18 protein-coding genes are annotated in these 20,059 nt (G+C 73.2%); 4 read left to right on the top strand and 14 right to left on the bottom strand.

Annotated features, from left to right (window positions below; genetic code table 11):
- Positions 1-4 precede the first annotated feature (4 nt).
- From AB0D18_RS27825 to AB0D18_RS27845, 5 genes are all read right to left on the bottom strand, one after another.
- On the bottom strand, positions 5-1,069 hold the full coding sequence (locus tag AB0D18_RS27825; protein ID WP_362424158.1) for an alpha/beta hydrolase: 1,065 nt from the start codon (positions 1,067-1,069) through the stop codon (positions 5-7).
- A 94-nt stretch (positions 1,070-1,163) separates the two neighbouring features.
- Entirely contained in the window at positions 1,164-1,991 is an 828-nt protein-coding gene (locus AB0D18_RS27830) for an ABC transporter permease (RefSeq protein WP_362424161.1), read from the bottom strand.
- A complete protein-coding gene (locus AB0D18_RS27835; RefSeq protein ID WP_362424164.1) occupies positions 1,988-3,061 on the bottom strand; it encodes an ATP-binding cassette domain-containing protein in 1,074 nt (357 codons plus the stop codon). Before AB0D18_RS27835 ends, AB0D18_RS27830 begins: the two co-directional genes overlap by 4 nt.
- Before the next feature lie 44 nt (positions 3,062-3,105).
- A complete protein-coding gene (locus AB0D18_RS27840; protein WP_362424167.1) occupies positions 3,106-4,143 on the bottom strand; it encodes a transketolase C-terminal domain-containing protein in 1,038 nt (345 codons plus the stop codon).
- A gap of 12 nt (positions 4,144-4,155) precedes the next feature.
- Positions 4,156-5,181, bottom strand: coding sequence for a thiamine pyrophosphate-dependent dehydrogenase E1 component subunit alpha (locus AB0D18_RS27845; protein WP_362424170.1), 1,026 nt, complete (start codon positions 5,179-5,181; stop codon positions 4,156-4,158).
- Positions 5,182-5,381: 200 nt separating this feature from the next.
- Between AB0D18_RS27845 and AB0D18_RS27850 the strand changes: the two genes are divergently transcribed.
- Positions 5,382-6,467 (top strand): hypothetical protein, encoded by a 1,086-nt coding sequence (locus AB0D18_RS27850; protein WP_362424173.1) that lies wholly within the window; start codon positions 5,382-5,384, stop codon positions 6,465-6,467.
- Positions 6,468-6,604: 137 nt separating this feature from the next.
- On the opposite strand, the gene AB0D18_RS27855 is transcribed toward AB0D18_RS27850, so the two are convergent.
- Genes AB0D18_RS27855 through AB0D18_RS27865 form a run of 3 tightly spaced genes read right to left on the bottom strand, consistent with a single transcriptional unit; the run spans position 6,605 to position 9,456 of the window.
- Positions 6,605-6,895, bottom strand: coding sequence for an antibiotic biosynthesis monooxygenase family protein (locus tag AB0D18_RS27855; protein ID WP_362424175.1), 291 nt, complete (start codon positions 6,893-6,895; stop codon positions 6,605-6,607).
- Entirely contained in the window at positions 6,892-7,932 is a 1,041-nt protein-coding gene (locus tag AB0D18_RS27860) for a DMT family transporter (RefSeq protein ID WP_362424178.1), read from the bottom strand. Before AB0D18_RS27860 ends, AB0D18_RS27855 begins: the two co-directional genes overlap by 4 nt.
- Positions 7,933-7,968: 36 nt before the next feature.
- A complete protein-coding gene (locus tag AB0D18_RS27865) occupies positions 7,969-9,456 on the bottom strand; it encodes an MFS transporter (RefSeq protein WP_362424181.1) in 1,488 nt (495 codons plus the stop codon).
- 120 nt (positions 9,457-9,576) lie between these two features.
- Here AB0D18_RS27865 and AB0D18_RS27870 point away from each other — a divergent pair, with 120 nt between their 5' ends.
- Positions 9,577-10,347 carry an SDR family oxidoreductase gene (locus AB0D18_RS27870; protein WP_362424183.1) on the top strand — a complete coding sequence of 257 codons (771 nt, stop codon included), beginning with the start codon at positions 9,577-9,579 and terminating at the stop codon, positions 10,345-10,347.
- 42 nt (positions 10,348-10,389) lie between these two features.
- On the opposite strand, the gene AB0D18_RS27875 is transcribed toward AB0D18_RS27870, so the two are convergent.
- Both AB0D18_RS27875 and AB0D18_RS27880 read right to left on the bottom strand, forming a co-directional pair.
- Positions 10,390-11,679, bottom strand: coding sequence for an activator-dependent family glycosyltransferase (locus tag AB0D18_RS27875; RefSeq protein WP_362424186.1), 1,290 nt, complete (start codon positions 11,677-11,679; stop codon positions 10,390-10,392).
- On the bottom strand, positions 11,676-13,313 hold the full coding sequence (locus AB0D18_RS27880) for an FAD-binding oxidoreductase (RefSeq protein WP_362424189.1): 1,638 nt from the start codon (positions 13,311-13,313) through the stop codon (positions 11,676-11,678). Before AB0D18_RS27880 ends, AB0D18_RS27875 begins: the two co-directional genes overlap by 4 nt.
- A gap of 215 nt (positions 13,314-13,528) precedes the next feature.
- Here AB0D18_RS27880 and AB0D18_RS27885 point away from each other — a divergent pair, with 215 nt between their 5' ends.
- On the top strand, positions 13,529-14,236 hold the full coding sequence (locus AB0D18_RS27885) for a dTDP-4-dehydrorhamnose 3,5-epimerase family protein (RefSeq protein ID WP_362424191.1): 708 nt from the start codon (positions 13,529-13,531) through the stop codon (positions 14,234-14,236).
- Here the strand turns inward: AB0D18_RS27885 and AB0D18_RS27890 are convergent.
- Complete coding sequence (locus AB0D18_RS27890; RefSeq protein WP_362424194.1) at positions 14,197-15,630, bottom strand: NDP-hexose 2,3-dehydratase family protein; 1,434 nt, start codon at positions 15,628-15,630, stop codon at positions 14,197-14,199. The two genes, AB0D18_RS27885 and AB0D18_RS27890, sit on opposite strands and share 40 nt — an antisense overlap.
- A 160-nt stretch (positions 15,631-15,790) precedes the next feature.
- Between AB0D18_RS27890 and AB0D18_RS27895 the strand changes: the two genes are divergently transcribed.
- Complete coding sequence (locus tag AB0D18_RS27895; protein WP_362424197.1) at positions 15,791-16,900, top strand: Gfo/Idh/MocA family oxidoreductase; 1,110 nt, start codon at positions 15,791-15,793, stop codon at positions 16,898-16,900.
- On the opposite strand, the gene rfbB is transcribed toward AB0D18_RS27895, so the two are convergent.
- The 3 genes from rfbB to AB0D18_RS27910 form a co-directional block, all read right to left on the bottom strand.
- A complete protein-coding gene (rfbB, locus tag AB0D18_RS27900) occupies positions 16,893-17,909 on the bottom strand; it encodes a dTDP-glucose 4,6-dehydratase (RefSeq protein ID WP_362424200.1) in 1,017 nt (338 codons plus the stop codon). The two genes, AB0D18_RS27895 and rfbB, sit on opposite strands and share 8 nt — an antisense overlap.
- A complete protein-coding gene (locus AB0D18_RS27905; protein WP_362424203.1) occupies positions 17,906-18,973 on the bottom strand; it encodes a glucose-1-phosphate thymidylyltransferase in 1,068 nt (355 codons plus the stop codon). Before AB0D18_RS27905 ends, rfbB begins: the two co-directional genes overlap by 4 nt.
- 93 nt (positions 18,974-19,066) lie before the next feature.
- Positions 19,067-20,014, bottom strand: coding sequence for an MBL fold metallo-hydrolase (locus tag AB0D18_RS27910; RefSeq protein ID WP_362424206.1), 948 nt, complete (start codon positions 20,012-20,014; stop codon positions 19,067-19,069).
- Positions 20,015-20,059: the final 45 nt, after the last annotated feature.

Genomic DNA, 20,059 nt, shown 5'->3' on the forward strand with positions numbered 1-20,059 from the left:
TCGGTCAACTTCCGCCGCCCACGCGGCGGTTCGCCCACTCCTGTGCGTATGCGTACCACAGGGGGGCGGTGCGATGCAGATTGAGTACGTGCCCCGTGGCAGGCACGGCGAGGGCCTCCAGCCTGGCCTTCGGCCCGTACAGCGGTGCCGCGCTGGCCCGCAGGGCGGCGGAGCTGGAGCAGTCGCTGCCCGGGGCGCCGCAGATCAGTTTGTCCCGCTCGCCGACGACGACCAGGACGGGGACCCTGATGCGCCGGTTGAGCGCCACGTCCCCGTAGGCCGGGTCGGCGGGGTAGACGTCCGGCTCGGTGGTGAACTCGTCGGTCAGCAGCACCCCCGGGTCGGTGGTCCTGAGGTCGTAGAACCAGTCGGCCTTGCCGCCGGTCCGCAGCGACGTGTACCCGTCGTCGAGGCCCCGCCGGGCCAGCAGCGGATGCCGGTTGGCGGGCAGGTACAGGCCGCCCATCTGCTCGAACGCCTTGTGGTTGGGCGGTGAGCCCTCACCGGTGAGGATCAGGCCGTCGACCTCCTCGGGGTGGCGTACGGCGACCATGCGGGCGACGGTGGCGCCGAAGGAGTGCCCGACCAGGATCACCTTGTCGTAGCCGGCCCTGCGCAGCTTCCGGATCAGCTGCAGGGTCACCAGCTCGTGGGTCCTGTCGGTGAACCGGGAACTGTGCGGTGCGGAGCTGCGGCCGGTGCCCAGCCGGTCGACGGCCAGCGTGGCGAGCCCGGCCCGGCCGGCGGCCTCCACGTAGGACGGGCCGCGCGGATCGCCGCGCCTGGTCCAGTAGCTGCGGTCGTACGTTCCTCCGTGCAGCAGCAGTTGGACAGTGCGGGCGTGGGTGCTGCGGGGGCGGCACAGCGTGCCGGTGATCTTCTGGTCGGCGCGGGCGCCGGGGGCGGTGGCCACGGCGGAGCCGAACGGGGTGCAGCGCACCGGCCCGGACCCGCTGGTGCGCGGGTCCGGGCCGGTGGCGGCCGAGGCTGTCGCCAGGCCCCCCAGAGTCGTCAGGAGGAGCACGGCTGCGGCGGTGGCCGCCAGCCGTGCCCGGATGCCCAGAACCATAGGAATCTCCGAGAGTTGGGGGCTGTGGAGCAGGTGGAGCAGGTGGAGCAGGTGGAGCGGGTGGAGCAGAGGGGGAGTGGGGGGAGGGCCCGGATCAGGCGGTGAGGTGGCGGAACCGGCGTACGGCCAGCGGGAAGAAGACGGCGAACAGCACGACCGGCCACACGAGAGCCATCAGGGTCGCGTTCTGCGTGATCCAGGAGTCACCGGCCCAGCCCGGGTTTCCGAACAGTTCCCGGGTCGCCGTGACGGTGGAGGACAGCGGGTTCCACTCGGCGATGGTGCCCAGCCAGCCGGGCATCGTCGCGGGGGCGACGAACGCGCTGGTCAGGAAGCCCACCGGGAATTCGAGGGTCTGCACCATGGTGATGCCCTCGGGTCCCTTCATGAGCAGCCCGAGGTACATGCCCACCCAGGTCAGGGCGAAGCGCAGCAGCAGGAGCAGGCCCACCGCGAAGAGGGTCTGGCCGGTGGTGCCGTGCGCGCTCCACCCCATGAGCAGGCCCACGCCGAAGAGCACGGCCAGGGCGAGCACCGTGTTGAGCATGTCGGTGACGCAGCGGCCGACGAGGACGGCCGAAGGCGCCATCGGCATGGCGCGGAAGCGGGAGGTGACGCCGCGGTTCTTGTCCGCGGCGACGGCCGTCACCGTCTCGCCCACCCCGAACACCATGGTCATCACGAACATGCCGGGGAGGAGGAACTCGCGGTAGTCGCCGCCGCCCGGCACCTGCATCGCGCCACCGAAGAAGTAGCCGAACATCAGGACCATCATGACGGGGAACAGCATGCCGCTGATGACGGTGCCGGGCTCTCGGGTCCAGTGCGTGAGCCCGCGCAGGGTGATCGTCCACCCGTCGGCGAGCGCCCAGCGCAGCCGGGACAGGGGACCGGTGGGAAGGTCCGGGATCGCGATGCTCATGCGTGGGCCGCCTCCGACTTCTTCGATTCCTTCGACTGCGACTTCTTCGTCTTCTTCGACTGCTCGGACTGCTCGGACTGCCCGGACTGCTTGGCGGAGTCCGCGCCCGCCCCGGTGTCCGCGCCGCGGTCCTCCCCGGTGAGGTGCAGGAACACCTCGTCGAGGGTGGGCCGGCGCAGTGCGATGTCCTCCGCCTCGACGCCCGCGCCGTCCAGCGCCCGCACCACTTCGGTGAGCGCGTTGGTACGGTCCTTGACCCGCATGCTGATCTGCCGGGTGGCCTCGTCCAGGACGGGCTCCTCCGCGCCGATCCGGGCCATGGCGCCCGCCGCCGACGACAGGTCGGCGGCGTGGCGGACCACGACGTCGAGACGGTCGCCGCCGATGCGGCCCTTGAGCTGCTCCGGGGTGCCTTCGGCGATCACCCGGCCCGAGTCGATCACCGAGATGCTGTCGGCGAGCTGGTCGGCCTCCTCCAGGTACTGGGTGGTGAGCAGCACGGTGGTACCGCCCTCCACCAGCGCCCGTACGGAGTCCCAGACCTCGTTGCGGCTGCGCGGGTCGAGACCGGTGGTCGGCTCGTCCAGGAACAGCACCGGCGGTGCGAGCACCATGCTCGCCGCCAGGTCGAGACGGCGGCGCATGCCCCCCGAGTACGACTTCACCGGCTTGGCGCCGGTGTCGGTGAGCCGGAAGCGCTCCAGCAGCTCGTCCGCACGGCGCCGGGCGACGGCGGGGGAGAGGTGGTAGAGGCGGCCGAACATCACCAGGTTCTGCCGGCCGCTCAGCACCTCGTCGATGGCGGTGTGCTGGCCGACGAGCCCGATGCGGTAGCGCACCTGGGCCGACTCGCGGGCGACGTCGAAGCCCGCGACCTCGGCCCGGCCCCCGTCCGCCGACAGCAGGGTGGACAGGATGCCCACCGTGGTGGTCTTGCCCGCTCCGTTGGGACCGAGGAGACCGCACACCGTGCCCTGGGGCACCGTGAGGTTCAGTTCGTTCAGTACCCGGTTCTCGCCGTAGTTCTTGCGGAGCCCCTCGGCGACCACGGCCGACCTGCTCGATTCCACGTCTGTACCTTTCGTTCGGGGGGGGAAGTGGGGGAAAAGCTCGGTCAGTAGGGGCCGATGAATCCGGCGTCCACACCGGTCAGGGCCGGGACCGCGACCGCGTTCTCGCCCAGCAGGTCCAGGCAGGCCCCGGCGATCGAGCGCGCACTGGGGTGGAACGCCTCCTCCAGCGGCCAGGACACCGGGGCGGGGCAGTCCGGCGGTGTCACCCGGCGGACCGGGGCCCGCAGTTCGGCGGGGATGCGCTCGGCGATCACGGCGGCGACCTCGGCCGAGAAGCCGTACCTGGCCCAGCTGGTGTCGGCCACCACCACCCGGCCGGTCCTGGCGACCGACTCGCAGATGAGGTCCTCGTCCAGCGGCCGGATGCTCCGCACGTCCACGACCTCGACGCTGATGCCCTGTTCGGCCAGCAGGGCGGCGGCGCGCTCCGCCTCGTGGACCATCAGCGAGGCCGCCACGACCGTCACGTCGGTGCCGTGGCGGGCGATGCGGCCCACGCCGAAGGGCACCGGCACTGCCTCCTCGGGAACCTCGCCCTGGACGGGATAGAGCGAACGGTTCTCCATGAGCACCACGGGCGTGTCCGCCTGCAGCGCCGAGACCAGCAGGCCCTTGGCGTCGGCGGCACTGGCCGGGGCCGCGACGTACAGGCCGGGGAAGTGGCCGAAGGTCGCGTGCAGGCTCTGCGAATGAGTGGCGCCCTGCCCCCAGCCGCGGCCGACGACCCCGCGCATGACGACGGGCACGCCGTTCTGGTTGCCGTACATGTAGCGCCACTTGGAGGCCAGGTTGATCATGGCGTCCATCGCCAGGAACATGAAGTCGGCCCGGGTGTGCACCACCAGCGGGCGCATGCCCTGGTCGGCGGCGCCGACGCAGATTCCGGCGACGGCGGTCTCGCTGTTGGGGGTGTCGATCACCCGCCCGGCGCCGAACCGCAGGAAGGCCTCGCGGGTCGTGCCGTAGGAACCCTTGTGGTCGTCGACGTTCTGGCCGGCCACCACGATGCTCGGGTCGGCCTCCATGCACTGGACGGTCGCCTCGGCGATGGCCTGCCCGTACGTGAGCGTGCGTGTCATCGTGCTCTCCTGTCAGCTCGCGCCGTACGGGCGTCCGTAGGCGCCGTCGGTCAACCGGTCCACGTCCGGGTAGGGGGCGGCCTTCGCCGCGGTGACCGCGAGGCGAGTCAGATCCCGGAACTCCTCGTCCCAGTCCAGGAGTTGGCGTTCGATGTCGGGGGCGGCGCCGCCCAGCTCCCGCGCGGTGCGCCGGATCGGGCAGCGCTCCTGCCACGCCTCCACCTCGTCCCCGGGCCGGTCGATGCCGTTGTCCCAGTTCGGACCGACGTGCTCGCGCCAGCGGTAGGTGTCCAGCTCCAGGAAGTACGGGCCCAGGCCCGCGCGGCAGTGCGCGGCGGCCCGCAGCGCCGCCTCGTGCACGGCACGCACGTCGTTGCCGTCGAGCCGCTCGGCGGCGATCCCGAACGCCTGGGCCCGCTCGGTGATCCCCGTGGTGGCGGAACGTGCGGGCTGGCGCGCCGACAGCGGCGAGGAGATCGAGTACGAGTTGTTCTCGCAGACGAAGACGATGGGAATCCGGTGCACCGCCGCGAAGTTGAGCGACTCGTGCAGGACGCCCTCCTCGGAGGCGCCGTCACCGAAGAAGGTGCTCACCACCCGGGAGGTGCCCTCTCTGGACAGCGCCCAGGCGGCCCCGGTGGCCACCGAGATCATCTCGCCGAGGATCGCGGCCGAACCGGCGAAGCCGACGGCCCGGTCGCTCAGGTGGACCGAGCCCCCGCGACCACGGGAACAGCCGGTCTCCTTGCCGTAGAGCTCCGCGACCATGCCCGCCAGATCCCCGCCCTTGGCGAGGTACGCGGCGTGGCTGCGGTGCCCGGTGTAGACGAGGTCGTCCGCGCGCAGGGCGGTGCACACCCCGACGGCGGCGGCCTCCTGCCCGACGGAGAAGTGCACGGGGGTGCGCATCTCCTGTTCGTCGCGGTAGAGGTCCGCCAGTTCCTCCTCGACACAGCGGATGCGCACCATCTCGCGCAGCAGTGCGGCCGGGCCGGCTGGCGGATCATCCAGTCCGTCCGGTGTGTTGGGGTTCGGCACGGCCGACGTCACCTCCGGGCTCAACTGCACAGTTGGGAGGCCGATTCTGCGGACCGGCGATCGAGCCGTGCTGGAGTACGGGTGGAACCGTCGGGACCGGTTCCGCTCGACCGCTGCTCCGTCCGGTCCGCCTAACCTGCGCCGTGCCCGTGGCGCGCCCGCGCCCGCGAGGAAGAGCCCGTGCAGAGAGGGTGCCGCAGATGACCGTCACGGAACAGGAGACGGGCCGCCGTCTCCAACTCGTCCAGGGAATCCACTGGTTGTACGCAGCGGGCGGCGACCCCTACGCCGCGCTCCTGCGGGGCGTCCCCGGTACGTCGCCGTCCCAGGAGTACGCCCGGATCAGGGCCCGCGGGCCGGTGTGGCGCAGCCGGCTGGGGACCTGGGTGTCCGGGCAGTACGCGAGTGCCGTGGAACTGCTGGCCCTCGCCGACGCGCACCCGGTGCGCCCGCCCGCGCCGCAGCCCCGTACCGCCCTGGCCTGGGACGCCGGACTGCCGGCCGCCGACGTGGCCGGCCCGCCGCCGGCGGCGGACCGCGTCCGGGAGCTCACTGCGCTCGCCTGCGCCCGCCGCTTCGCCGCGCTGCGCGACGGGACGGAACTCGTCGCGGAGGTGGCCGCCCGCGTCCCCGCCGAGGTGCTGGCCGACCTGCACGCACTGACCGGCGGCGACCGCGACCGGTTCCTGTCGGCCTGCGCGGACGCCGCGCCCGCGCTCGACGCGGCGCTGGCCCCGCCCTCCTACGAGGAGGCACGCCGGCTCCTCGAAGCGGTGGCCGTCCTGCGCGACCTGCTGGGCGGGAGCTCCGCGCGCCGGGCGGTGGTGGAGGTGCGGGCCGCCCGCGAACTCGTCGCCGGGACGCTGCACGCCCTGCTCCGGGAAAGCGGGCAGTGGGCGGAGCTGGCGGCCGGGGGGCCCGAGGCGGCGGAGCGGGCCGTGACCGAGACCCTGCGGCACGACCCGCCGGTGAAGGTGCACGCCTTCACCGCGCCGGCCGACGCCGAGGTGGGCGGGGAGCGGATCGGGGCGGGCGACCAGGTGGCGGTGGTGGTGGGCGCCGCCCATCGCGACCCTGACGCGGGCGGGCAGGTGCTGGTTCCCGCCCCGCACGGGGTGGAGCTGGGACCGCTGGTGCGGGCGACGGCCGCCACGGTGGTGGCCGAACTCGCCCTGCGGTGGCCCCAATTGCGCGCCTCGGGGCCCGCGTACCGCAGGGGAAGGGCCCCGGTGACCGGAGCCCTGGCACACCTTCCGGTCGTGCTGGGCCGCCCCGCGGGCCGCTGAGCGCGGCACACAGAAGCGCACCGGGCCCCGCCCGGCCCGGCCCGCGACGCGCGGGGCGGACCGGACGGGGCCCGGCTTCATGCGGCTTCATACGGGTGCGTACGGGTGTGTACGGGTGCGTACGGTACGGCGCCGGGTCAGGCGACGCGCTCGGACACCGCGGCGTACAGGTTCGGCTCGCCGGTGCTCAGCTCCCGCAGCGCCGCCCGGTGCGGTGCGAACTCGGGCTGCCGCAGCGCCTGTTGGAAGGACGCGTCGTCCTGCCAGTCGGCGATGTTCACATAGGCGGCCGGGTCGCTCGTGTGCCGTACCAGCCGGTGGCCGAGGAAGCCGGGCTGGGCGGCGAAGAACTCCGACGTCTCGTCGAAGACCCGCTCGAACTCCGCGGCCGGCCCGGTGACCGTGAAGCGGTTGATGAAGGTGATCACGACAGCGTCCTCCTGGAATCGGTGAGGGCGGGCTCCCGGACGCCCGCGGCAGGGGCGGCGGGGGCGGAAGGGCTGGAGGAGGAAGAGGAGTTGGCGGGACCGGCGGCGTCGGCGAGGGCGGCCGGGCCCGCGGCGGCCCGCGTACCCCACCGGATCCTGGCCAGTACCAGTCCGGCCAGGATGACCGCCATCCCCACGATCTCGCGCGGTGCGAGCCGGTAGCCCTCCAGCAGGACCGTGCCCAGGGTGAGCACCACCGGTACCGCGTACAGCACGCTGGAGGCCCGTACCGGACCCTCGTCGCGGATCAGCCGGGCGAAGCACAGGTAGACGAGACCGGTGTTGAGGATGCCGAGGACCAGCAGCGCCCCGATGACGGCCCCGGACCACTGGGGGGCGCGGTCGAAGCCGCCCTGCGGCATGTTGAGGGCCGCCCAGCCGACCCCGATGACCGCCTGGGAGGTGGCGAGTACGAGCGGCGGCATGTCCTGGCCGCCCTTCTCGCCGGGACCCATCAGCTTCGCCATGAGCAGCATCGACCAGCCGTAGGCGAGGGCCGCCACGGCATTGACGGCCGCGCCCGCCGACAGCCACGCGGCGCCGGTCTCCCACGGCGCGTACAGCACCAGCACACCGGCGAAGCCGACCAGCAGCCCGGCCGCCAGCGGCAGCGGCACCCGGGCGCCGCCGCGCCGCGCCAGGACGAGCACGACCACGCACAGCGGCACGCTCGCGTTGAACACCGACACCATGCCGGCGTCGGCCCCCAGCGCGTCGTCGACGAGCTCGACGAGCAGCACCGGCAGCGCGTTGGCGAGGAAGGCGATGAGGATCAGCTGCGCCCAGACGCGCGGCCGGCGCGGCAGCCGGGCGCTGCTCAGCAGCAGCACGCCCAGCATGGCGACGGCGCCGACGAGGATCCGGAAGAAGCTGAACTGCGCCGAGTTCAGCCCCTGGAAGACGATTTTGATCCAGAAGTAGCTGGATCCCCACATCAGGGCGACGACACCGAAGTGTGCCGCGGTCTTGAAGCGCACGGATTCCTCCTTCTCTCTCAGTGGTCGCGGAGGGGTTCAGCGGTCGCGGGCGGGCACCTCGGCACCGGCTGGCACCTCGGCGCTGGCGGGGGACCGGACGAACAGGGCGGCGAGGAAGGCGGCCGCCGCACAGCAGGCGCCCGCGACGAAACTCGCCTGCATGCCCGCGACGAACTCCTGGCCCGGAGCCGCGCCGCGGCCCCCGTGGGCGGCGACGGTCACCAGGATCGCGACCCCCAGCGAAGCGCCCAGCGTCTGCAGCGAGTTGTGCACGCTGGACGCGGCGCCCGCCTCGTCGCTGCGCAGCCGGGAGGTGGCCAGGATCATCGGCGGGATGACGTAGCAGGCCATGCCGCAGCCGAAGACGACCAGCGGCGCCAGCACATCGCTCGCGTAGGTGAACTCCGGGGTCAGCCGGGACAGCCACAGGTTGGCGGCGGCCAGCAGCAGCGCACCCGCCAGCATCACCCGCCGGGCCCCGAAGATCCTCTCCAGCCGGACGACGACACCCGACATGACCACCATGGTGACGGCGATCGGGGACAGCGCGAAGGCCGTGCCGAGCGGCCCGTAGTCGGTGAACTGCGGGAAGAACTGGACGAGGAAGAAGCCCGTGCCGATGAGCGCGCCCTGCACGGCGAAGGTGCCCGCCCACGCCCAGATCCGGTTGCGGTCGGTGAACAGCCGCAGCACCAGCACGGGTTGCCTGGCCCGCCGCTCGACCAGGACGAACACGGCGAACAGGGCAGCGCCCGCGGCGATCGGGCCGACGACCGTGAGGTCCGACCACGGGTGCTCCGCCACGCGGGCGAGACCCAGCACGAGCGCGGTCGCCCCCAGCGTCGACAGCAGCGCGCCGAGCAGGTCGAACTGCCCCCGGGCGCGCGGCGTCTCCTTCAGTACGAGCGGGGCGAGCAGCAGGATCAGCAGCCCGACGGGCACGTTCAGCAGCAGCACCCAGCGCCAGGAACTGACCGAGGACAGGGTGCCCGCGAGCAGCAGCCCGCCCGTGGTGCTGGCCGCGCCGACCGCCGTGCACACCGCGATGGCCCGTTTGCGCGGCGGCCCTTCGGCGAACATGCTCAGCACCAGCGCCAGCGCGCTGGGAGTGGCGAGTGCGGCGCCGACCCCCTGCACCGCCCGTACGGCGATCAGGAACTCGCCCGACCCCGCGGCACCGCGCAGCGCCGCGGCGAGCGTGAACAGGGCGACGCCGGCCAGGAACACCTTGCGGCGCCCCAGCAGGTCCCCCGCCCGCCCGCCGAGCAGCAGCAGCCCGCCGAAGGCCAGCAGGTAGGAGTTCAGCACCCAGCCGAGCCCGACCGGGCCGAGCCCCAGGTCCTGGCTCATCCCGGGCAGGGCGATCTGCACCATCGACTCGTCGAGCAGGACCATCGCGTTGCAGCCCGCCAGCAGGCCGAGCGCGACACCCGCCCGCGCGGCGCGCCCGCGGGTCGGCGGCGCCGAGGGGACCGGCGCCCGCGTGGGTCCTGGCGCCGGTTGTTCGGACGTGTGCACGGACATGCCTTGCCTCCTGAGGGAGTACGACGGGGCCGGTTTTCGGCATGCTCCGCCTCGACTTCCGGCCACCCTCCCAGCGGGCGCTAGAGCGGCCTTCGAGCGTGGATGGCTAGCGTCCGGACCATGACGACCTCCCCCAGCAGCAGTACCGGCCGGCCCGCCGTGGTCATCACCGGAGGCGGTACGGGTATCGGGCGCGCCACCGCGCGGGCGTTCGCCGCACAGGGCGCGCGGGTACTGGTCGTGGGCCGCACGGCCTCGACCCTCGACGCGACGGCGGCCCACCACCCCGGGATACGGACCCTGGTCGCCGACCTGACCGCACCGGACGCCGCACGGCACATCGTGTCGACGGCGCTGGCGGCCTTCGGCCGGCTCGACGTACTCGTGCACAACGCCGCGGCCGTACTCCCCGAGCCCACCGGGGAGTTGACCCGGGCCCACGCGCACACACAGCTGGAGACCAACCTGCTCGCCCCGCTCCTCCTCACTCGGGCCGCGCTGCCCGCCCTGAGCGCCGCGCGCGGCACCGTGGTGGCGGTCGGCACCGCGGCCACGCTCGGCCGCCGCACCTTCCCCGGCCTGTCCCTGTACGGCGCGACCAAGGTCGCCCTCGACTTCCTCGTCCGTACCTGGGCGGTGGAACTGGCCCCGCTGGGCATCCGCGCGGTCGGTGTCGCCCCGGGCGAGACCGACACCGGAATCGGCGAGCGCATGGGGTGGAGCGCCCAGGAGATTGCCGACCACCAGCGGGCGGCCGCCGCCCGCACGCCCTCCGGCCGGGTGGGCCGCCCCGAGGACGTGGCCTGGTGGATCGTCACGATGGCCGGTCCCGAGGCGGGCACCACGACCGGCACCACGGTGGCGGTCGACGGCGGGGCCTCACTGGTCTGAGCACCTGCGTCCGCGAGCCGGGCCGGCACTTCTGGCCGTACGTCAGGAAGGCTGCCCCGCACGGGCCGCCACCGTCATGCGCTCCAGCACCGGCACGATGTCGTTCGGCGTCGGCTCCCGCAGGATCTCGGCGCGCACCTTCGCCGCCGCCTCGGTGAACGAGGGCTCCGTCAGCAGCCGCAGCAGGGCCGCCCGCAGCGCCTCCACCGTCAGCTCACTGGCCGGCAGACACAGCCCGTACCCCAGTTCCGCCACCCGGCGGGCCTTGGCGACCGTGTCCCAGCCGTACGGAAGCATCACCTGCGGCACCCCGTGGAGCTCGGCGGTGGTCCGGGTGCCGATGCCGCCGTGGTGGACGACGGCCGCGCACGTCGGCAGCAGGTCGTTGAGCGGGACGAAGTCCACCAGCCGGACGTTGTCGGGCACGGCCGGGGGCTTCGCACCGCCCTGGCCGCCGAGCGTCGCGACGATCTCCGCGTCCACGTCCGCGAGCGACTCCAGTACGGCGCCGAAGGAGAAGCCCGCGTGGTCGAGCTCGCCGGACACTCCCAGCGTCAGGCACACCCGGGGCCGCTCGGCCGGCCTGCGCAGCCAGTCCGGCACCACCGACGCACCGTTGTGCGGGACGTAGCGCACGCCGACCGTCGCCACCCCGAGGTCGAACCGGGAGCCGGGCGGGGTGATGTCCACGGTCCACTGCCCGGTGACCATCTCCTCGGTGAACCCCAGGCCGGGGGCGTAGCGGCGCAGCACCCGCCCCAGCCACTCCGCCGTCGGGTCCTGCACCGCGGCGGCGGGCAGGAGCGCTGTGCGGCGCAGGAACTCCTGCCGGGCCCGCACCGTGATGTCCATGCCGTGCAGCAGGCGTGCGTGCGCGGCCCCGACCGCGCGGGCGACGACGGCGCCCGCATAGGTGTGCTGCTCCCACACCACCAGGTCCGGCCGCCAGTGCCTGGCGTACGCCACCAGGTCGTCGAGCATGGGGTCGTTGCTGACCGAGGCGTACAGCGAGGGCACCGCGATGCTCTCCAGGGCGAGCAGCGACTCGTAGGTCCACTGGGTGCGGTCCTCGCCCGTGAAGTCGAAGTCCTGCACGTGGTCGGAGCCCTCTTCGAGGATCTGCCCCAGCAGTTCGGGCGCGTGCGGGTCGTTCTCGTACCAGCCGGGAACGCCGACCGGCACCGCGGTCAGGCCGGTCGAGGTGATCTGGTCCGTCAGGTCCGGGTGACTGGCCACCCGCACCTCGTGACCGGCCGTCCGCAGAGCCGAGGCGAGCGGCACCATCGAGAAGTAGTGGGTGCCGTGCGGGAAGGAGACGAACAGCACCCTCACCGGCCCGGCTCCGCCCGTACGGCCAGCGTGTGGCGGAACACGTCGCGCGGGTCGAAGGCGGCCTTGACCCGCTGCAGCCGCGGGTAGGCGTCCTTGTAGTAGAGGCGGTGCCAGGGCAGGCCCGAGGTGTTCCACCGCGGGTCCGCCATGTCGATGTCCGGGTAGTTGATGTAGCAGCCGTCGGTGCTGCGGCCGGGCACCGGGACCCCGCCCGTGGTGGCGTACAGGTCCCGGTACAGCCGCCGCAGCCAGTCGACGGCCTCGGCGTCCGCGGCCGGGTCCTGCCAGGTGTTCATGTAGAGCGCCTTCAGCACCGAGCCGCGGTGCGTGGAGGCGGTGGCGTCCTCGGCCACGGAGTTGATCGCGCCGCCGTACGACTGGAACGACACCGAGGCGGAGTCGTGCCGGTTCCCGGTGCCGTTGAGGTACGTGTACAGCACGTCGGCCTGGGCGTCGTCGTGGCCGCGGCGCAGATACGCCGACTTGATCTTGTGGCGTCCTGCGTCGCTGTCCTGGGCGGCGGCCAGCGACTCGGTCGCGGCCAGCCACGGCTGGTTGCCGATCTCGCTGATCTCCGGCGAGCCGCCCACCCCTTCGGCGACGGCGGCGGAGTACTCCCGCAGCAGGCGCTCGGCGTCCGGCCGGGAGCCGTCCATGTGGGCGAAGCTGACCGCGGCGGGCCCGGGATCGCCGGCTGCGGGGCGCCCGTACAGCACCAGCCCGCCGAACAGGCCGGCGTACGGCGAGGCGGCGCCGCTGTTGCGCTCGTGCCACTGGCCGTGGTTGCGCACCAGCCGGCGGAAGGACGCCCGGTCCATGCCCTCGCGCGGGAAGTACACGCTGCCGGTGAACACGTTGCCCGGCGGGCGCGGCAGCAGCCGGGCGGGGTCCGTGCAGTGCGCGGGCGCCTGCGGCGAGCGGAACCAGTAACGGGTGACGACACCGAAGTTGCCGCCGCCGCCACCGGTGTGCGCCCACCACAGCTCGCGCAGCGGGTCCGTGCGCTCCCGGGTGGCGACGACCGCGCGGGCCCGGCCCGACGCGTCGACGACGACGACCTCGACGGCGTACAGATGGTCCGCGGCGAGCCCGTGCGCACGCGACAGCGCGCCGTAGCCGCCACCGGCGATGTGCCCGCCCATGCCCACGGTCGCGCTGGCGCCGCCGGGCAGGGTCACGCCCCAGCCGTAGTAGAGCTTCTTGTACATGTCGAGCAGCTGGGCGCCCGCCTCGACGACGAAGGCACGCCGCTGCGGGTCGTAGCCGACGGCGTTCATCTCCCCGAGGTCGATCACCAGCCGCACCGCCGGGTCGCCCGCCACGTTCTCGTAGCAGTGGCCCCCGCTGCGCACCGCGATCCGCCGGCCCGTCCGTACCGCGTCGCCGACCGCCCGCACCACCTGCTCGGTGGTGGTGACCAGCCGGAACGCGTCCGGGTGCGCGGTGAAGCGCTTGTTGCTGCCGCGCTGCGAGAGGTCCGCGTAGCGCGGATCGTCCGGGGTGACGACCGTCCCGCCGTCCGGGACGGACCTGCCCGCGGCCTGCGCGGGCACGGCGCCGGCGGTGAGCCCGGCGGCGGCCGCCGTGAGAGTGAGAGTGCGCGCGACGAAGCTGCGGCGGCTGGGAACGGTCATCGTTCGCCTTTCTCCATGGTCCATCCGGCGGCGGAACGTCCCGCCCGCACGGTGCCCCGATGCTCAACCCCCCGCCCCCAGCCCGACTCGCGCCCCACTGGAGCCACCCCGCCTCCACCCCGCCTCCGCCCCTCTCCCCGCCGCGTCGACCGTGGCTCCAGTGCGCGCCCGCAGACTGTGGGGCCCGCAGCCGGGCCCCACCCCCAGGAGGACAGATGACGACCCGCACGCACCCGGAGCACACGGCCGGCACCCCGCACCGGACTCCCGCCGGTTCCGCAGGCTCTGCCGGTTCCGCAGGCTCCGCCGGCTCCTCCGCCCCGAATCCCGCCGTGCGGGAACTGGCCGTCAGTGGTGCCTTTCTGTTCACTCCGCAGGTCTACGGCGACCTGCGCGGGGTGTTCGTCTCGCCCTTCCAGGGCGAGGAGTTCGCCGCGGCGGTGGGCCACCCGATGCCCCTCGCGCAGACCAACCACAGCCGTTCCGCGCGCGGTGTGCTGCGCGGCCTGCACTTCACGACGACCCCGCCGGGGCAGGCCAAGTACGTGCACTGCGCACGCGGCCGGGCCATGGACATCGTGGTCGACCTGCGGCTGGGGTCGCCCACCTTCGGCGTGTACGACGTGGTCGAGACGGACCCGGTGGACTTCCGCTCGGTGTACCTGCCGCTGGGGGTGGGCCACGCGTTCCTCGCCCTGGAGGACGACACCGTGATGTCGTACGTGGTGTCGTCCCCCTACCGGGCGGGCCTGGAGCAGGCGATCGACCCCTTCGACCCGGAACTCGCCCTGCCCTGGCCCAAGGACCTCGCCCCCACCCTCTCGGAGCGGGACGCCGAGGCGGTCTCCCTGGCCAGGGCCGAGGAGCTCGGCATGCTCCCGCGCTACGAGGAGTGCCTGGCCCTGACCGACTCCTTCCGCTGAGGCCGCACCACCGCGGTGCGCGGGCGCTCCCGGCGCCCGCCGCCGCCGGGCAGGAAACCGATCAGCGCGAGCAGGCTGCGCGCCTCCACGTTCAGCCGGCTGCCGTGCGCGACGAACCCGATCAGCTGACGCACCGTCATCCAGCTGTACCCCGGCGGCACTTCGAGCGGGAAGTCCTCCGCCGCCTCGACCAGCAGGTACCGGTTCTCCGCATGGTGGAAACGCCCGCCCTCCTCCGACTGGACGGTGTCGAACCGGATCCGCTCGGGCCCCGCCTCCAGGACCACGTCCAGGAAGGGCGGGTACGGAGCACGCCCCGCCGCCGCGCCGGGACCGTGGTCCGAGGGCTGGCACTGCACGGTGGGGGCCAGCTCGACCCGGGCCAGGGCGCCGGTCTCGACCCGGGTCTGGACCAGCAGGTGCAGCGTTCCGGCCACTCGTTTCGCCAGGAACGCCACCACCCCCCGGCTGCACGGCGCGATCATCGGCTGGGACCAGCCGGGCACCTCACGGCTGGACGCCGCCACCCGCACCCCGAGGACGGTGAAGTGCCTGCCCTCGTCGTGGCGCAGCACGCCCTCGCGCAGCGACCAGCGTGCAAGCCCGGCCAGCGCGACGGGACGCCGTACCAGGGTGCACCCGGCCCTGGCCCGCTCCAGCCGGTCCAACAGCGTGGCGCTGTAGTGCAGTTGACCCCCGCCCGGCTGCCAGGACGCGGCCAGCGCCCCCTCGAAGGAATCGGGGTCGCCGCCCTGCGGACGGCGCAGCCCTATCGCCCCCGAGAGCACCGTCCGGGTATCCATGTTGACCACGTTGTCGCTCTGCAGCAGCTCCGCGACCTGGTCGAAGGACAGCCAGCAGAAGTCGTCGAGCACCGGCACGTCCTCGTCCGTACGCACGATCATGTTGCGGTTGCGCTTGGCGAGGAACCAGGCGGCCTGCTCCGACTGGAGCGCGTCGGCGACCACTTGGCCGCGGGGCGCCAGGAAGTACTCCAGATACGGAACCGGCCGCCCGCCGTGCACCCCGGTGTAGTTGCTCCGGGTGGCCTGCACGGTGGGCGAGAGCTGCACCAGATTGATGTTCCCCGGCTCCATCTTCGCCTGGAGCAGGCAGTGCGGAACACCGTCGAACTCCTTCACCAGTACGCCGAGTACGCCCTGCTCGCTCTGCACGATGATCGGCTGCTGCCAGGCGTCCACCGCCCGGCCGGAGCGGGCGACGTCGAGGCCCTGCACCGAAAAGAACTTCCCGCTGCGGTGCACCAGGTTGCCCGTTCCCGCCTCCTGGGACCAGCCGTCCAGGAGGTCGAGGGGTACGGACTCCACCTCGCACTCCTGCGCCCTGCGCCGCCCTTCGAACCAGCGGTGGAACTCCGTCGTGTCGCGGAACATGGAAGGCCTCTCGTCGGGGTCGGACGTCCGGGGCCTCGCGGGGCCCGCCCGGAGTCGCTGTCCGAAGTCTCGCCATGCGTTGTCGAGGCTTCCTCGACCCGGGATCGAGCCGTCTTGGACACGGTGGGCCACCTCCACGTCCCCGACGACTGGACCCGCCATGACCTCTGAGACGCCCTCCCGCCCCCCGGCCGCACCGCCCGCACGCGCCGCCGGCCCGACCGGCGGCCCGGCGCTGCGCTTCGGCGTGCTCGGCTGCGCCGAGTTCGCCCGCCGCCGCATGCTGCCCGCCATGGCGGCCCACCCGGCCGTGGAACTCGTCGCCGTGGCCAGCCGGTCGGCCGACCGGGCCGCCTCGGCCGCCGAGCCCCACGGCGCCCGGCCCGTCGAGGGGTACGCGCGGCTGCTCGCCGACCCCTCGGTGGACGCCGTGTACATTCCGCTGCCCGCCGCGCTGCACGCCCAATGGGTCGGCGCCGCACTGGAGGCAGGCAAGCACGTCCTGGCCGAGAAGCCCCTGACCACCGACCCGGAACGCAGCCGCGCCCTGCTGGAGCGGGCCCGTGAACTGGGCCTGGTGCTGCGGGAGAACGTGCTCTTCGTCCACCACGGACAGCACGCGGCGGTACGCGAACTCCTCGCCGGCCGGGCGATCGGAGCCCTGCGCTGCCTGCACGCCGCGTTCACCGTCCCCGCCCCGGCCGACGACGACATCCGCTACGACCCGGACCTCGGCGGCGGCGCGCTCGCCGACATCGGCCTGTACCCGGTGCGGGCGGCGGTGCACCTGCTGGGCCCGCACCTCGACGTCGCGGGCGCGGTGCTCTCGGCGGCGCCCGGACGCCGGGTGGAGACCTCGGGGGCGGTGCTGCTGCGCCGGGCCGACGGGGTCGTCGCCCAGCTGACCTTCGGCATGGCGCACGCCTACCGGTCACGGTACGAACTGTGGGGCAGCGAGGGCCGGATCACGGTCGACCGGGCGTTCACCCCGCCGGCCGACCACGCCCCGCAACTGCTCCTGGAGAAGGCCTCGGGCCCCGAGACGGTGACCCTGCCCGCGGAGGACCAGGTGGCGGCCGCACTGACCGCCTTCGCCGCCGCCGTGCGCGGCGACCGCACGGCCGCCGAGGCCGACGCCGAGGAGGCCGACCTGCTGGCCCAGGCGAACCTGCTCGCCGGGATCCGGCGGGCGGCCGGGTGGCCGGCCGGCCCGCGCGAGCCGGCCGGTGGGGCCGGGGGCCAGGCAGTGAGTGCGAGCGGGGTCAGGTAGTCAGCGCCAGCGGGCGGTCGGCCCCGACGGCCGGCCGCAGCAGCGGCTCCCACCACGCCCGGTGCTCCCGGTACCAGGCCACCGTCTCGGCGAGACCCTCGGCGAAGTCCTTGCGCGGGCGGTAGCCGAGCTCCGCGGTGAGCTTGCCGCAGTCCACCGAGTAGCGCCGGTCGTGCCCCTTGCGGTCCTCGACGAAGTCGGCCCGGGACCAGTCGGCGCCGCACGCCTCCAGCAGGAGCCCGGTGAGCTCCCGGTTGGTGAGTTCGGTGCCGCCGCCGATGTTGTAGATCTCGCCGGCCCGGCCCCGGGTGCGCACCAGCTCGATGCCGCGGACGTGGTCGTCGACGTGCAGCCAGTCGCGGATGTTGCCCCCGTCGCCGTACAGCGGCACCCGGCCCCCGTTCAGCAGCCGGGTGACGAACAGCGGGATGATCTTCTCCGGGAACTGGTGCGGCCCGTAGTTGTTGGAGCAGCGGGTGACCCGCACGTCCAGGTGGTGCGTGCGGTGGTGGGCGAGGGCGATCAGATCGCTGGAGGCCTTGGCCGCGGCGTACGGGGAGTTGGGGGCGACCGGATGGGTCTCGGGCCAGGACCCGGCCGCGATCGACCCGTACACCTCGTCCGTGGAGATGTGCACGAACGTCTCCAGGCCGTGCCGCAGTGCGGCGGCCAGCAGGGTCTGGGTGCCGCTGACGTTCGTACGGATGAAGTCGGCGGCCTCGGCGATGGAACGGTCGACGTGCGACTCGGCCGCGAAGTGCACGATCTGGTCGTGCTCGGCGACGAGCGCGTCCACCAGGGGCGCGTCGCAGATGTCGCCGTGCACGAAGGAGTACCGCGGGTCGTCGCGGACCGTGTGGAGGTTGGCGAGATGGCCGGCGTACGTCAGTTTGTCCAGCACCGTGACGGCCGCGCAGGGGTTGCCCTGCGGCCCGAGCAGCGTGCGGACGTAGTGCGAGCCGATGAAGCCCGCTCCGCCGGTCACCAGAATGCGCGGGAGTGTGTTCATGAGGAGATCTGCACCTTGCTGTGGTCGCCGAGGATGAGTCGATTGCTCGCCGGGATCCGCACGGCCGGAGTCACTGCCACGTTGCGGCCGATCAGCGAGCCCCGCACCCGGCGTACTCCGTCCAGGTGCGAGTCGCACAGGACGATGGAGAATTCGATCTCGCTGTCCTCGATCCGGCAGTTGTCCGCGATCGAGGTGTACGGGCCGACGTACGAGCCGCTGATGACGGTGCCGGCACCGATGATCGCGGGGCCGACGATGCGCGAGTCGCGCACCTGGGCGCCCGGCTCCAGCCTGACCCGGCCGATCAGTTCACTGTCCGCGTCGACGGTGCCGCCGGTGTACGGCTCGATGCTCTCCAGCACCGACCGGTTCACCTCCAGCATGTCCGCGACGTTCCCGGTGTCCTTCCAGTAGCCGGAGATCGTGGTGGGCCGTACGTCGCGCTTCTTCTCGATCAGCCACTGGATGGCGTGGGTGATCTCCAGTTCGCCGCGGGCGGACGGCTCGATGGCGGCCACCGCCTCGTGCACGGCCGGGGTGAACAGATAGACGCCGACCAGGGCGAGGTCGCTCCTGGGCCGTGCGGGCTTCTCCTCCACCCCCACGATCCGCCCGGCGGCGTCGAGTTCGGCCACGCCGAAGGCGGTCGGGTCGGGGACCCGGGTCAGCAGGATCTGCGCGTCGGGGCGTTCCCTGGCGAACTGCTCCACGAGGGGGGTGATGCCGTCGATGATGAAGTTGTCGCCGAGGTACATCACGAAGTCGTCGTCGCCGAGGAAGTCCCGGGCGATCAGTACCGCGTGGGCCAGACCGAGGGGCGCCTCCTGGGGCAGGTAGGTCACGTCGAGGCCGAACCCCGACCCGTCGCCCACGGCCGCACGGATCTCGCCCGCGGTGGCGCCCACCACGATGCCGACTTCTTTGATGCCCGCGTCCGCGATGGCCTCCAGCACGTAGAAGAGGACGGGCTTGTTCGCCACCGGGACCAATTGCTTCGGAGAGGTGTGGGTGAAGGGCCGCAGGCGGGTGCCTGAACCTCCGGACAGCACGAGTGCCTTCATGCGGGCGACGCTACGACCACGTACTCAAATACGAGTCGGGAGCCGATCGCGCGGCCGGAGCCGGCCGGCGCGGCGGCCGGCCTGCCCCGCCGGTCAGGCCAGACAGCAAGGCGCCCCGCCGTAGTAGGTGTTCATCTCGCCGAGCGCCTGCTGCAGCACGGGCATCGGCAGAGCGGCCGCGGCCTCGGTGCCGCGCAGCTCGGCGTAGGCGCGGTGCAGGTTGGGCACCAGCCGCTCGGAGTCGAGGAGTTCGGCGTACGGGCCCAGGTCCGCCTCCCGCGCCGCCTGCATCGGGGTGAGCCCGGCCGCCAGGCCCTGCTCGGCGATCCGGCCCAGCAGCCTGACGTACCCCTCCACGGTGTCCAGGACCTCGGGGCCCGAGACGGGCCCGTGGCCGGGCACCACGACGGTGGCGCCGAACGCGCGCAGCCGCTCCAGCGCCGCCAGACTGCCCGCCACCGACCCCATCAGCAGGAACGGGGTCACCCCCGCCATCACCAGGTCGCCGGCGAACAGGACGCGCTGTTCGGGCAGCCACACCACGGTGTCGTTGGAGGTGTGGGCGCGCGGCCCGATGTGCACCAACTCGGCGCGTACGGCGCCGACATGGAGAGTGAGCCCCTCGCGGAAGGTCACCTGCGGCGGCGTCAGCTCGATGCCCCCCCACTCGACGTCGGGCCACAGCCCGGTCAGGTGCAGACCCGCGGCGATCATCTCGCTCCGGGTCCGCTCGTGCCCCAGGACCAGCGCCTCGGGGAAGAGGAAGTTGCCGAAGGCGTGGTCGCCGTGGAAGTGGGTGTTGACGACGGCGCGCGGAGCGCCGGGATTGCGGGCGAGCGCCACCTCGCGCAGATGACGCGCCCGGGTCTCGGTCGCCGCGGTGTCCACGAGGGCGCTCTGCCCCTCGGAAACGATCACCCCGGCGTTGTTCAGACACCAGCCGCCGGGGGCCTGCACAAAGGCATGAACACCCTCGGCGATCTCGGCCACCTCGGCGGGCGGTGCGGGCACTGCGACGGGGACGACGGTGGAAGACGACACGGCGATACTCCTCACGACGTTCGACGGACCCCCCGATCCTGAGCA

The sequence above is a fragment of the Streptomyces sp. NPDC048442 genome (genome assembly GCF_040651475.1).
Classification (GTDB): Bacteria; Actinomycetota; Actinomycetes; order Streptomycetales; family Streptomycetaceae; genus Streptomyces.